The 13,951-nt window shown below is 59.3% G+C and carries 10 protein-coding genes and 1 pseudogene; all 11 read right to left on the reverse strand.

Annotation, left to right across the window (positions count from 1 at the left end; translation table 11 throughout):
* Positions 1–44 precede the first annotated feature (44 nt).
* The 11 genes and pseudogenes from AB4O40_RS08410 to AB4O40_RS08460 all read right to left on the reverse strand — a co-directional run bounded on the left by AB4O40_RS08410 (position 45) and on the right by AB4O40_RS08460 (position 13,921).
* Entirely contained in the window at positions 45–3,413 is a 3,369-nt protein-coding gene (locus AB4O40_RS08410) for an ImcF-related family protein (protein ID WP_460160143.1), read from the reverse strand.
* Entirely contained in the window at positions 3,406–4,395 is a 990-nt protein-coding gene (locus tag AB4O40_RS08415) for a hypothetical protein (protein WP_056722751.1), read from the reverse strand. Before AB4O40_RS08415 ends, AB4O40_RS08410 begins: the two co-directional genes overlap by 8 nt.
* A 140-nt stretch (positions 4,396–4,535) precedes the next feature.
* The gene (locus tag AB4O40_RS08420) at positions 4,536–4,799 is read right to left on the reverse strand and encodes a PAAR domain-containing protein (protein WP_056722572.1); all 264 of its coding nucleotides are present in this window, start codon (positions 4,797–4,799) and stop codon (positions 4,536–4,538) included.
* Entirely contained in the window at positions 4,796–7,126 is a 2,331-nt protein-coding gene (locus AB4O40_RS08425) for a T6SS phospholipase effector Tle1-like catalytic domain-containing protein (protein WP_460055025.1), read from the reverse strand. Before AB4O40_RS08425 ends, AB4O40_RS08420 begins: the two co-directional genes overlap by 4 nt.
* Positions 7,114–7,648, reverse strand: a pseudogene (locus tag AB4O40_RS08430) (DUF3304 domain-containing protein). The gene AB4O40_RS08425 and the pseudogene AB4O40_RS08430 overlap by 13 nt, the downstream one beginning before the upstream one ends.
* Entirely contained in the window at positions 7,641–8,684 is a 1,044-nt protein-coding gene (locus AB4O40_RS08435; RefSeq protein ID WP_082562900.1) for a DUF2235 domain-containing protein, read from the reverse strand. The pseudogene AB4O40_RS08430 and the gene AB4O40_RS08435 overlap by 8 nt, the downstream one beginning before the upstream one ends.
* Positions 8,672–9,199, reverse strand: coding sequence for a DUF3304 domain-containing protein (locus AB4O40_RS08440; protein ID WP_056722576.1), 528 nt, complete (start codon positions 9,197–9,199; stop codon positions 8,672–8,674). Before AB4O40_RS08440 ends, AB4O40_RS08435 begins: the two co-directional genes overlap by 13 nt.
* Before the next feature lie 85 nt (positions 9,200–9,284).
* Entirely contained in the window at positions 9,285–9,818 is a 534-nt protein-coding gene (locus AB4O40_RS08445) for a DUF3304 domain-containing protein (protein ID WP_460055021.1), read from the reverse strand.
* A gap of 141 nt (positions 9,819–9,959) precedes the next feature.
* Positions 9,960–10,733, reverse strand: a complete 774-nt coding sequence (locus tag AB4O40_RS08450) for a hypothetical protein (RefSeq protein WP_414918410.1) — start codon at positions 10,731–10,733, stop codon at positions 9,960–9,962.
* Positions 10,730–11,518, reverse strand: coding sequence for a DUF4123 domain-containing protein (locus AB4O40_RS08455; protein ID WP_082562902.1), 789 nt, complete (start codon positions 11,516–11,518; stop codon positions 10,730–10,732). Before AB4O40_RS08455 ends, AB4O40_RS08450 begins: the two co-directional genes overlap by 4 nt.
* The gene (locus AB4O40_RS08460; RefSeq protein ID WP_460055017.1) at positions 11,519–13,921 is read right to left on the reverse strand and encodes a type VI secretion system Vgr family protein; all 2,403 of its coding nucleotides are present in this window, start codon (positions 13,919–13,921) and stop codon (positions 11,519–11,521) included.
* Positions 13,922–13,951 lie beyond the last annotated feature (30 nt).

Genomic DNA, 13,951 nt, shown 5'->3' on the forward strand with positions numbered 1-13,951 from the left:
TCCATCGCACGCTTCACCAACAAATATGTTGCCAGGGGTCGAAATCAGCGCGGCACCTTTTCACCCTCGGCAAGAAAAATCTGCGTCGGCAGCTTGAAGCCGCGCAGCTTGAGCAGCGCCAGCGGTCCCGCGCCCAGTTCGGTGCGCAGGTGCCAGGTCAGGCCCAGGCCGTCCGGGGCCTTGAGCTGCACGCGGTAGTGGCTGTCGCCGTCGTCCAGCGTGGTGACCCGAGCCTGTTCCAGAAGGCGGATCAAGCCCCAAGTGCCTTGGTAATCACCAAACAGACGCTCGCCGGCCTGCACGCTGGTCCAGGTCAGGCTCACCCCCGGACGGTCGCTGTAGCCTGGCCAGCTGAAGCGTTGCCAGCTTTCCTTCTGGTTGAAGTAGTGGTGTTTTTCGCCGTTGAGGATGAAGGTGGTCTGCACCACGTCGCGCACCGGCTTGGCCCGTAGCTCGAACCCCAGGCCGAGACCGCCGTCGGTGAACAGCACATCGGCCAGGTGGCTGAGCTGATTGAGCGCCGCGAGAAACCGCGGGTTGATGCGCAAGCCCTGGCTGTGCCGCGAGTCGGCCACCCAGCGCTGGCCTTCCTTGCGCAACACACCGCCCAGTTGCTGTTGCAGGAACTGCTCGATGCGTCCGGAGTCGGCACGGATCATTTGCCCCAGCATCGGCAATGACGCATCGCTGGTGGTCGCCACGAACGGGTAACGCCCGGCAAACGCGCCGTGCCAGTCGCTGACGATCGCCCGTTGCCACTGGCGATTGAGGCTTGCCGCCGACGGCTGCAGCACCCTTTGCCAGGCCTGTTCCAGCGGCTGCACGAACAGGGTCTGGCCGACCCCGCCCCACTCCGCCCCCAGGCTGGCGGCGATCAGGCTGCCGTAGGCGCGGGTGTCGGTGAGGTCGACGCTTTTGCCCTGGAACACGGTTTGCGCCAGGGCCTGGGTCATCTCCTGCGGATCGGCGGCGCTGCTTACCTGTTGCAGCTTCAGGCGTACCCGGGTGACTTGGGTGAGGAAGGCCTGCAGGCTCAGCCGGTCGTTGTCGTTCTTGCCTTCGGCCTCCTTGCCCAACAGCGCCAGCAGCGGACCGAAGGTGGCGTCCAGCGGACCGCTCGCGCCGCGGACTTGTTGGTCGATCAGCGGCACCTTGTCCTGGGTCATCAGCTTCTGCGCGGAGTGGATCAACGACGCACCCAGGGCCGGGCCGCGAGTGCCGGCCTGGCCCTGATACGCCAGGGTATTCATCAGCGCGATCAGCGGCGACTGGCGCACGTCGCTCATCAGGGTCAACTGGTCGATCACCTGATCCAGGCTGCCTGCCGGTTGCCAGTCCAGGCGATTGAGGAAGTCCAGCCAGGCGCTGGCGTAGTCCTGAAAGTAGCGCTCGGTCAGGCGTTCCTTGAGTTGCTCCGGGCTCAAGTCGGCGGCGAGGCTGGCGGGATTGTCGCTGAGCACCCAGTCAATCTCCTCGCGGCGCGCCTCGGCCACCTCGTCGATGGCTTGGCGGACCTGGCCCTCCCAGGCCTGGCGGGTGAGCACCCCGGGCACGCTGGCCGTGGTGGTGAACAGCGCGCGGGCGTCGGTGTCGCCGACCATCTGCGGCAAGCTCAGGGCCGGGTAGTGATTGGCCGCCGCATCGAGCACCTGGCGGTACAGGCTGGCTTCGGCATTGCGCTGGCCAAGCTGGCCGAGCAGTACCTGACGGGCCTGGGCCACCAGCGTCGGGTCAGCCTCGATACGCCAGGCCGGATGGGCGGCCAGTTGCTCGGCATAAAACTGCCAGAGGCCGGGTGACAGGCCCTGCCAGAGCCCCGGCGTCATGTCGGCGCGCTGCGCCTGGGTCTCGACCAGCACCTTGGCGAGGAAAGCCGCGTCGGCTTTTTCCGGGCGCGCCATCATCAGGTAGGCCTTGAGCTGCGCGTAGGCTTGCGGGGCACGCCTGGCGCGTTCGGGGCTGTCCGGCGGCAACTGGATCAGCGCCTTGAGTTGCTGCTGCAGCCTGGCCACGGCCGGGTCGCGCAGCAACCGCTGGTTGGCGTCGACGTAGCGCGGCCACAGCGTCGCCAGCAATGGGTCGTTCTGGTTGAGGCCGAAGCGCAGGTACCAGGGCGTGCCGTGCTCGGCGCGGTAGTCCAGGCGCCCCAGCTCGCGGGTCAACTCGTTGAACGCCAGCAGTTGTTCGTCGGGGCTCTGCGACTGTTCGAGAGAGACCAACGTGCTCTGCATCTGGGCAATGTGCACGCGGTTGCTGGCGAAGGACAGCAGCAGGCCGGCGCCCCAGATCAGCGCCAGCCCCATTGCTAGTGAATAACTGATCCGCGTGGCGCCCCAGCCCAAACGGCGACGGTGAACAGTCTTGTCACCGAGCACGCCCTCCCAGGGCGGTGTGGCGTGCCAAAAGTGCTCAGTATTTCCCTTTTTTTCTTCGCCACCCGGCACCGGCAGGCTGAACCACAACCCGCGCAACGGCACGCCACGGGCAAACACCCGGAACAACGGCGTCAGCGCCTGCCGCCAACGGGCAATGCCCTCGACCTGCAAATCGCGGGACAGGCGCAGCAGGAAGTCATGATGAATGGCTCCATGCATCTGCGCCCATCCGGAGTCGCGCAGGGGTTCCAACAGGTCTTGCAGAGCATTCTCCACGGCCACCGGCGTCAACCGTGTCGGCAACAGACAACCCACCGCCTGGGTCTGGCGTGTTTTCTGGTCCCACTGACTGTCGCAGACCTGCCACAGGTGCAGCGGTAACTGCCAGCGCAGCTTGTGGGCCAGGGTTTGCAGGTGGCGTATGCCATGGTCCATGGCGCGGGGGTCGGCGCTTTGTGGTTTGTCGAGGGCCCAGATGACGCCGTCAAGGGGGCGCCAGCGGGTCAGGTTGCGCCACGCTTCGAGGCGTGAATCATCGAATTTGCTTTGCAGGCTACCGCCCCAAAGCAGGATGGTGTCGTGACCTTCCAGCCATTTTTGTACTGCCAGTTTGGGGGCGATGGCTTCGACCTGCTCGGGTTCGCCGACGACCAACAGAAAGCGAACCTTTGGCCGTTTGAGAAAACTGTAGTTCTCGCGCAGGTGCTCCTTTAATTCGGGGAACCAGGAAATGTCGGGGGAATCGCTCGGTTTGCTCAAGGGTGAAACCGGTGTTTCAGCGACCATTCCGATTATCCGATTCGACCGAGTCCCTGCCAGCCGATCCCAGGCCAGCAGAATGGTCGGGCAGGTCCAGCCGATGGCAAACCAGATGCCGAAACCGCGCAGCGCCAAGTCTTTGAGCGACAGTTGCGGCCAGCCGAAGTGAGTGCCGCTCAAGGCATACAGCAGACAACCCAGTATCACCAGTAATGCCAGGATCAGCAGATAACCCAATCCCACGCGAATCAAAGAACCCTTGTACTTTGCGTTATTCATTGCCATGAGGCACCGCCATTCCAATAGCCAATCGCTTGTTTCCATCCTGACTCAGCCAACCGCAAGGTTGTCCGGCCTTCCCCGCCTGTAACAGCGCCAGGGACATACCAATGAATGGTGCGATATGCGCCAGTCCCCCCCAGTGTCTTGCCAATTGATGTTCGCCAGCCGACCACCCGCCTTCCACGAAGGCTTCCTGGCTTTCCTTATCCATTGCAAGGCAGGTTGGGGGGGCCGAGTCGATCCCGGCATATCGCTGCATTTGTGTACAGAGGCCTACAGCTGTCTGGTGCGTCTCATTCAAGTACTCTCCCCGGTGCAACACCTGGCGCCCCTGCGAACTCACCAGCCAGAGAAAGCCCGCCTCGCCGGGCAGTTCTGTGCCTTCAGCACTTTCGACCGAGATCACGCCAGCGCACAGCACCCAATCATCCTTGTCACGACAATCGTGGAAAAAGGCATCGATCAGAGCGTCCAGATCGGTCAGATCGTCCAAAGGCAAGCGTGCTTCGGGCAGCACCACTCCCCCCTTGCCCAGTGCCGTTGTGAAGGCGGTCTGGCTGCTCTCATCCCCCATCCAGGCAACACCTCGCAATGCCGGCCAACGTTCTTTCAATTCCGGGAGTTCAAGGGTCATCCGAGCCAGATACCGAGCCAGGGCCGGTGCGCGCAGGGTGGTCTTGGTCAGCGAAAGCGGGCAACAAAACCGTACCTGTGAGGCCTCCCGCAGTTTCGATGGCTTCGGCAAAGAGGTGCCTGCCATCAACCCTTGGTAATTGTCCTGGACATCGCCCGCTGGACCAATCAACCACACCTGCTGCACCGGCAAACCCAGACTGCGGCGCCGCCACCAGCGCTGAACCGCGGCGTCCACGCTACGGTGATACACGCCGTTGCCAAACAGGCCGATTTGCCATGCCAACACGCGCAGGGCCAATGCCAACGCCCAACACAACGGCAGCACGGCACTCCATAACCACAGCTCCAGCCGTGGCTGATCCTCAGGCCACAGCGTGAGCAAGGCGGCCGCCTGCAGGCCCCATAGCCACAGTAAAACCAGCCACCAGCGCCGCCACTGTGGAACACTTGGCGCCACTACCTCGGGGTACTCCGGCGGCCGATTCATGGCACCACCCCCATGGAGGAAACCGCCAGGGTGCTGACCAACCGGCAACCACAGTCACAGCGGTAGCCATCCAGCGCCAACAATTTGCCTTCCATGGTGAACCCCGAGGCACCCTCGCTGATACGCGTCGTGCCGTGTTTGTCGCAGCGCACCTTGTCACCCATGCAAGCCACCGGCATGCCGAAGGCTTCGAAGTGACCTTCCAGCACCTCGCCGCCATAAGGGCGCAGCGGATCGCCCCTACGCACCAAGGGCATCAAGACACCACCTCCTTCACCCGCTCGACCAACCCGCCACTGCGGGTCAGGTAGTCGAGCATCTTCTCCATGCGCAGCGCGTCTTCGGCTTTGACAATGGCCTGCTTTTGCTGCGCCACGACCTGGCCGATGGCCAACGTCGATTTCAGGATCTGCTCCGCGCCCGGCAGGAAGGGTTCCACTTCGCCCGTGGCGGCGTTGATCACCTGATAACCCACTGATGCCGCGACCATCGTCCCGGCAAAGGCTTTGCCGCCGTAACGACGAATGCTGTACGCCCCGCCCAACACCAGGGCAATGCCCACCACGCGTCCCGCCACCACGACCGGCGTCCAGCGCTTGTTGGATTCATCGCCGAAATACACCGCGCGATAACGGAAGTAATCACCAAACATCTCCCGCGAATTCATGAAGTCATGCAGGAACCAGGCGCGGGAGTCGTGTACCTGATCGTCGAACATGGCGACTACCGCAGCGATCGACGCTGAGTCACTCACTTCAAACCGATTGTCCCTACGTTCGATGAACAGTTCCTTGGCGCGCAACTCTCCGGCCGCCTTGATCTGCGCGTACTCGCGCTGCTCGTCATCCTCGCTGAGCAGATACACCGTGTCCCTCAGCACGCCATCGAATACCAATCCCCCAAAGCTGGTCTGATCTCGGCGCCACTGCTGATAGTCGTGTTCGAACTCGACGGCGGCCTCGCGGATTTGCTGCTGGTCCAGCACTGGTTCGTAAGGCGGTGGGCCGGCAAGGGCGGCCAGATTTTGCGTTTCGACGGGTTGGCCTCGAACGCCCGCGCGGGCCCCTTTGGCCTTCTTCGTATCCATCTGACGCTGGGCTTTCTGCTCGGCTTGCAGGGTCGCGTTGGTTTGCACGGCCTGGCCGTAAAAAGGCTGATTGGCATAACTGCCCCGGGCGAATCGCTCGATTCGCCAACCAGTGAGCCAGGCCAGTTGCGCGGCCATGGTGTCTTCCAGGTTGTGGCCAAGGCGTAGGGGTTCGCTGGTGGTTGGAGTTGAAGTAGGGTCTTCGTCCAAGCCCAGGGTGGTGCGCCAGGCGTTGAAGCGGTTGATGAGCGAATCGTCCAGTGCAAACTCTTTTTCGGTTGCCGTCGACATGGCTCGTGTCGGTTGAATTTGTCGAAGGTCATCCGGGACTATTGCTTCGGACACAGTCAATGGCGCGCCCGCCGAGAAGGCCGCTGCATACAAGTTATGCAGAACAATCTGCGACAACAACTCGCCCGCCCCACCGCGGGCCTTGCCCTGATCCCCAGGTGGGTATCCACCGCCAACGTCCGAATGCATGCCGGGGTAAACCACTTCAGTGGCATAGGGCGGGTAACGGCCGTCGGCATAACGGATCGAGTCCAGCGGGAAACACAACCGCTGCTCGTGGGCGGCGACGAAGTGCCGGCAGTCCTTGATCCACTCAGGGAAACGCGCGACATCCGGCAGTGACTGTGTGCCATCAGCCCAGTCCATATGCCCTTCGGCAAAGGGCGCGGCACGGGCGCTGCCCACCGAGGCCACAGTGTCCAGCAGGCCGAGGAATTCGATGCTCAACGGCAGGCCCAACAGCTTTTGCTCCGGGAGTTCGACGCCTTGCGGGGTATCGAACAGCTCGCTCAACCAGGTGACGAAAGTACGCGCCTCGGCGGCGCCGCGAGAAAAGCCATAGACGAACAATTTGATCGCCAGCACTTTGGGTTGCGCCGTCGCGACCTTGGCCCGCAACGGCTCCAGCAGCGAAGCCATGGCCTGGCGGCGGCTGCTTTTGCCCAATGCGGTCATGGGCCAGGTGGTGGCCATGGCTTTGAGCTTGGTCTGCATCGTGGTCAGCGATAAATCATCTTTAGTCAGTGCAACGGACAACGCGTTTGCGATCTGAAGCAATCCCCAATTGATCCGGTCCTCGCCCCGGTTGGCGAACGCCATACCCATGGTACTGAAATCCAGTTCGCCAATCTCGGGAAAGGGGGTGCCCACGCCAGGAATGTAATAGCGGAAATAACCGCTTTCCGGCTGAAGAATGCTGGCGTGAAAAAGCCGTGCAATATTGGTCGGGTGTGGCGGCTCGGCCACACGAGTGTCGTTGTGCTCGTTGTTATTAGTGCCATCGAAAAACAAGCTGATGTGCAACGCGCGCGCGCACGTGGAAGCCCCACGAAATCCGCGCTGGGCATTTAACTCCTGGCGATACAACTCCACTTCAGCCGTTTGCCGTTGGTAATTCTCCCTTACCGCTTCAGGATCGCTGGGTAAACGCCGCTCCTTGGGAAATAGGGCCGGGACATATACAGAATCACGATTCTTTATTTCGGACATACGGCTGGTTCCTGCATGTTCAGAGGTTCCTTGATCGGATAGGCAGGTTGACCATAAGCCATGCAGGCAGTGGTAGCTTTAACCTGATTACAAGGTAAAAAATGAATTTTTAACGAACACAAATTCTCTGCTTCATATGGTGGAAGCTCCACGATGGCAGTGTGTCTTCCGTAATTGGCTTCATGTTTAGCCAATGCAGATTCATCAAAATTAAACCCATCGGGTTTACGTTTAATTTTTTCATAGGGGGCTGGATCAGTTTCCCACTCCACCTTGAACTTCAAATCCGGCGACCATTGGCTGGGCAACATCACACAACACACTCCCCCCGTATCCATTAGGACTGGCATTGCCCCCCCCATAACCATTTACCGAAAAACTATTGATGGCTGCGGACGTATGGTTAACCGCATTCAAATTACCGCCCAAATATTTTGGCGTCCCCGGAGAGCACCCGGTCAGCAACAACAGCAAACTACCGACAGCCCACTGCCGCCCAGCCTTCCCTTTCTCATTACTCATTAAACTCCTCCCTGTTTATTAAGTTGCGCACGAAAAATGCCTGCGACAGGCAACTTTCGTTCACTACCTTTTCTTGAGACGGGAAACACAGACGCTTCTCATGGGCGGCGACGAAGTGCCGGCAGTCCTTGATCCATTCGGGGAAACGCCCGACATCGGGCAGTGATTGAGTGCCATCGGCCCAGTCCATATGCCCTTCGGCGAAGGGCGCGGCACGGGCGCTGCCCACCGAGGCCACGGTATCCAGCAAACCAAGGAATTCGATACTCAATGGCAGGCCAAGGAGCTTTTGTTCTGGAAGCTCGGCGCCTTGCGGCGTGTCAAACAACTCGCTCAACCAGGTGATGAAGGTGCGCGCCTCGGCGGCCCCCCGGGAAAAGCCATAAACGAACAACTTGATCGCCAGCACCGTGGGTTGCGCCGTCGACACCTTGACCCGCAACGGCTCCAGCAGCGAAACCATGGCCTGGCGGCGGCTGCTTTTGCCCAAGGCGGTCATGGGCCAGGTGGTGGCCATGGCTTTGAGCTTGGTCTGGGCGACCGGGAGCGCCAAGCCCTTCTTGTTATCTAACGCAAAAGACAACGCGTCGGCGATTCTCAGCAGTCCCCAGTTGATCCGGTCCTCGCCCCGGTTGGCAAACGCCATACCCATGATACTGAAGTCCAGTTCGCCAATCTCGGGAAAGGGGGTGCCCACGCCGGGGATGTAGTAACCAAAATAACCGTTTTCCGGTTGATCCAGACTGGCGTGAAACAGCCGCGCGATATTGGTCGGGTGGGGCGGTTTGGCCTCGCGGGTATCGTAGGGCTCGTTGTTGTTGGTGCCATCGAAAAACAGGCTGATGTGCAGGGCACGCGCGCAGGTGGAAGCGCCGCGAAACCCGCGTTGGGCATTCAACTGCTGACGGTACAACTCCACTTCGGCCGTTTGCCGATCGTAATTGTCCCTCACAACTGCTGGATCGCTGGGCAACCGCCCTTCCTTGGGAAACAGGGACGGGACATACACGGAATCACGATTCTTTACTTCGGACATACGGCTGGCTCCTGCATGTTCAGAGGTTCCTTGATCGGACTGTTGGGTGACGGGTAGCGCCAGCAGGAAGTGGACACCTTGACCTGATGACAAGGTAGAAAGTGCACTTCCAACGCACACAGTTCGTCTTCATAGGGCGGAAGTTCCACAATCGCAGTGTGTTGCTGGTACTTGGCTTTATGCTTGACCATAAAGGCCCGAAACTCATCGGTTCCCAATGGAGGGGATTTAGCATAAGGATCAGAATCAGTTTCCCACTCCACTTTGAATTTCAAACCCGGTGACCATTGGCTGGGCAACATCACACAACACACTCCCCCTCCATAACCAAACGGAGAGATGTTTCTTCCACCATAACCATTTACGGAAAAATGATTGATCGCCGCCGACGTGTGATTAACCCCGTTCAAATCCCCGGCCAGGAACTTCGGCGTCCCCGGAGAACACCCGGCCAGTAACAACAGCAAACTACCGACAGCCCATTGCCGCCCGACCTTCCCTTTCTCATTACTCATTAAACGCCTCCCTGTTTATTAAGCTGCGCACGAAAAATGCCTGCGGCAGGCAACTTTCGTTCACTACCTACGGCATCACGGGTCTTTACTTCGGACATACGGCAGGCTCCTTCATTTTTATTGGCTCTTTGATCGGACTATTGGGTGAGGGATAAGCCCAACAGGAAGTGGACACCTTGACTTGATGACACGGCAGAAAATGCACTTCCAACGCACACAGTTCGTCTTCATAAGGCGGAAGTTCCACAATGGCAGTGTGTTGCTGGTACTTGGCTTTATGCTGATCGTATGCATCTGGATCGAATCCATAACCCGATGTTTTGCGTTTTATTTTTGCGTTTGGATTCGGATCGGCTTCCCACTCCACTTTGAACTTCAAACCCGGCGACCATTGGCTGGGCAACATCACACAACACACTCCACCCCCGTATCCATTAGGACTGGCATTCCCTCCTCCATAAGCATTCACCATGAAGTAATTAATAGCCACCGACGTGTGATTAACCCCATTCAAATCCCCGGCCAGATACTTCGGAGTCCCCGGAGAGCACCCGCCCAGCAACAACAGCAAACTACCGACAGCCCATTGCCGCCCAGCCTTCCCTTTCTCGTTACCCATTAAACGCTCCCTGTTTATTAAGTCGCGTACGACAAACACCCGGAATGAAAATTTTTTCGCTTAAACCTACATATACCTGCAACAAACACATTGGCTACGCATAGATACAGACACCCCTTAAACCACAGATAATCCGCCCACTTAATAAGTATGTGAGCTTGGACGCCAGCGTGGCTCAACCGAAAACTTTACATCCGGATATTTTATAGCTGGCGAAATTGAAACTTTACTTTCCTTGTCTTCTACCCCTTGCCTACCATCATAGAAAACAAAAGTATTGTTATTTGAATGCAGCCAATCGTTTACTTTTGAGCTGTTGACAGAAGACGCAGAAAGCTTATCTGGAAAAACAAACCTAACCTTTACATCATCATAACGCTCTCCATAATACATCCACATTAAATCAGGCAAGTATCCTTTGAAGGCCGGTATATAAGCCGTCATCGAAGAGTCAACAAGGGGAGCACCATCAACATATAACCTCAGGTCTTTTTTAGTGCCATTCTTATACTCCACCCCATACCTAATTGATTGCGCAGAAGCTCGGAAGCTTTTTGAACCACCAAAGTCAAACTTAATATACCCATGATTCGGCTCCATTCTCGCCTGGATATCAGTCATTTCTTCTTTTCTATCTGCACGCGCGTAGTCATGGGGAATGCTCAGCGTATCGACCGCCAGATCGACTGGAATACTGGCCAGCACGACAACCGGACAAATAATTGTTATATAACAAAGCACGGATGCAAGATCCGCATTAAATGTTAGTACCTGAACATCTGTTACTACCCCCCTGTAATAATCTGCATCGCTGGCAAAACCCAAGTTTTCAATCCGCGCCGCATTTGTTCCGCACCCCATAAGAGATGAGACAAGCAGCCCCACCAATATTAATTTCGCTATAAATTTAGTCACTCTTGCTCCTCTCCACTCGCACCAGACAACACAGCAAATTTGTCCACCGCACAAGCATTCAAACCCCCGAAATAATTTTCGCAACTTGCTTGAAGCACAACGTGGTAACAGCGAGAAAAACACTCCTCACTGGATAGTTGTGAAAACGCTTTCACTGCAAACCCGAGCAACTTTTGCGCATCACTGATGCAGCCCAACCGATCAAACTGCGCATCCGTCAACTCAACCGGAGTGTTTGCTTCTCCAAGTACCTGATCCGAGCCATAGGTGCCCGGTTGCCAGGCAATCCGTTGATCCCGATCCAGCCAACTCCAGAACAGCGCCAGGCTCAGAAACCGTTGTTTCTGTTCCGGATCCAGGACGCTTGCCAACAATTGCGGTAGCACACGCGGATCGTAGAAACGCAGCAAGCCAGACTCTCCTCCCCATTCAAGCTGTGAAAGTCCTTGCAGGGTCTTGGTCAGAACATCGAACGGGATGGGGGAAATCAACAACATGAGTCTCGGCATGTGCCCCATCTGCTCGATGATTTCTTCCAGCCAGGCTTTGTGGTGCCAATCGTCCAGACTGATGCGCATCAGGATCGGCGCCTGAGGCAACAACGTCTCCTCCGGCGTTGTGCTGAAAAATGAAAACCAGGGAATGGCTGGCTCGATGGCTTCGAGTGCTGGTAGCAGGGAAACATCGGAGCCCGCTTGGTCGACGATTAAATCAACATGATCGAGGTCCGCTGCACGGCACAGGCCTTCCAACTGGTCGAGCCACTGTTCATAAGTTTCTTGCATTTATCGTCCCCCACTGGTCGTGCGCATCACTGCGCCCGCCGCCTCGGCTTGAGCAATTTTCAGGCACTCTTCACACACCGACTTCGGCAACACCATCAACGGAAAACTCTGGCCGCCAGGTCCCTCCCAGATATGCTGCCCCCGAGACGTCAGCTTGCTGGAACTTTCCTGAGTGATGCCGTCGTTCGGATCGATGCGGATGAAATTTTCTCCACTGGCCAGCGTGATGCCTTTTTTGGCCGTGAACAGCAGATGCCCCTGCACCGACTGCATCGTGACGTCCAGTTGGGCAATCAGATTCAGTAGATCGTCGTGGGACTCGATTTCCAGCGGACCCTTGCCGGAGACCACGCGCAGGCCTCCCTGCTGGGCCAGCAGGGAGATGCCTTGAATGGCGTGGGCTAAAAGTCGCTGGACGGCGGCCAGATTGATGTCGTCGTCACTTTGCAGGTGGAGCGCGTCGCCACTTTTCAGAAGCAGGCTGGCCGGCGTCACCGCACCGATGCCCTTGGGTGCGCTGAGCAAGATGGCCGCGTCGGCCAGGTCTTTCGCGGCGGTTTGCAACTGCTGCAAGCCGTCGAGAGTGGGCTGGCGGCTGTGGTGGGCCAGGGCGATATCTTGCCAGTAGGCTATCTGCCCTTTCGCCCCCTCGATCAGGCTGGATGCGGCCCCCATCTCCAGCACCTGCCCTTGGGCTTTGCTCTGTTCATCGGAGCTGATAAACAACCCCTTGCCCGCCCGAATCGCCCCCCAGGCATCGGTGCGCAACTCAAACCCCTCGCCACGCTTCTGCCGCTCGGCATCCACCACATGCCCGAGGTTGAGCTGGCTCTTTCCGCTGTGGTCGGTGCTGAGCTTGATGTGCTCCTGACCACGGGTGTCGTCCAGCCGCAGCTTGTTGTTGGCCGGGGTGCGCAGCACGTTGCGCTTTTCGTTGTACATGGTGACGTGGTCGGGGTGCTGGCTGTCGTGCAGGGCGTGGGCGATATAGGGGCGGTCGGGGTCGCCCTGTTCGAAGGCCACCGCCACTTCGGTGCCGGCGATCAGCGGCAGGTGCAGGCCGTGGGTGTCGCCCGCGTACGCCCGGGCCAGGCGCAGCCAGGTGCTTTCGCGACCGGCGTCCCAGGTGTCGCGGTCGAACAGGAACTGCACCCGGTAGCGGCCCTCGGCGTCGGTATCGGCGTAGGGGTTGTGGGCCTGCGCGCTGGTCACCCGCGCCGGCACGGTGCCGGCGATCAAGGGTTTGGGCGGCACCTCAGGGCGGAAGCACACCGTCTTCGCGTAGGGGATGGCCTGGAAGCTGCACTCGAAACTGCGGTCGCGGGCGGCGCCGGCCTTGAGCCCGATGATCACCGCCCGCGGCGCGAAGGCCTGGGGCGCGCCGTCGGTGACTTCCAGTACCTGGCCTGGCGCCAGGCGGGCGCTGCTGCTCATGCCGCTGAGGCGAGTGCGGCGGTTGAGGTAACGCTCGTGGCGCAGGCGCGCATAGAAGTAGCCGCTTTCGCACTGCACGTCTTCGGGGAAGGCATGGCGGTCGCCGAGCGCAGTGTAGGGTTCGGCGTAGTGATAGGCCTCGCCGTAGGTGCCCTTGGCGCCGCGCGTCTGGTCGATGTCGCCGTCGAGGTACGCGCGGGCGTCACGGTGCTGGTAGGCGCGGATGTTCACGTGCTGCTCCACCACCTGGTGTTCCGACTGCAGGGCCCAGACGCTGTCCTCACCGCTGCTGCTCAACCCGCAGAGCGGACGCAGCGGCAACTCGACGTCGAACTGGTAGGCGCGCGGGGAGTCGTGGAATTCGACGACGTCGATACTCAGGCGTTCGTCGCTGGTGAAGCGGTACCAGATGCCGACTTCGGCCAGCAACCGGGCGATGAAGGCCAGGTCGCTTTCGCCGTATTGCATCACCTGCTCGCGCCGGGGGTATTCGCGGTGCAGGTGGAAGAGGAAGTCCTGGCCCCTGAAATCGTGGCGACTGCGCAGGATGTGCTCGACGATTTCCGGCACCGACCGGTGCTGGTAGATCCGGTATTGCCGGCCCCGCGCGAGCAGCGCCAGGCGCGGTTGCAGGGTGACTTCGTAGCGTGCCTCGTCGATGGAAGCGGACAGGCGTTTGAAGCCGCTGATTACCCCGTGCAAGCTGCGCAGCGGCTTGACTTCGGACGGTTCGAAGATCAGCGACGAGACCTTTTCCGGCAGCGCGTGCAGGCTGAAGCTGGCGGGTTGGCCAAGCATGAGCTCGGCGTCGATGTCGAGTTGGCTGGAGGTGAACTCGATGCAGTAGCTGAAGGGTTGGCTGAGGTGTTCTTCGCCGTGGAAGGCCAGGACGTCGAGGGGGGCGTCTACCTCTCGGACCCAGAGTGTGTGGCGGCTGTGGTCGAAGAAGGTGCGCGGTGCGTTGGACAAAATCAGGCCTCCCTGGGCTGTTGAAGCGGA

The organism is Pseudomonas sp. S2_F07 (assembly GCF_054668325.1).

What these genes read in the sequence shown, in the direction of transcription:
- AB4O40_RS08440 (WP_056722576.1), bottom strand. Translation starts at nt 9,199, where the DNA reads ATGAGTAATGAGAAAGGGAAGGTCGGGCGGCAATGGGCTGTCGGTAGT.
- AB4O40_RS08455 (WP_082562902.1), bottom strand. Translation starts at nt 11,518, where the DNA reads ATGCAAGAAACTTATGAACAGTGGCTCGACCAGTTGGAAGGCCTGTGC.
- AB4O40_RS08445 (WP_460055021.1), bottom strand. Translation starts at nt 9,818, where the DNA reads ATGGGTAACGAGAAAGGGAAGGCTGGGCGGCAATGGGCTGTCGGTAGT.
- AB4O40_RS08410 (WP_460160143.1), bottom strand. Translation starts at nt 3,413, where the DNA reads ATGAATAACGCAAAGTACAAGGGTTCTTTGATTCGCGTGGGATTGGGT.
- AB4O40_RS08425 (WP_460055025.1), bottom strand. Translation starts at nt 7,126, where the DNA reads ATGTCCGAAATAAAGAATCGTGATTCTGTATATGTCCCGGCCCTATTT.
- AB4O40_RS08435 (WP_082562900.1), bottom strand. Translation starts at nt 8,684, where the DNA reads ATGTCCGAAGTAAAGAATCGTGATTCCGTGTATGTCCCGTCCCTGTTT.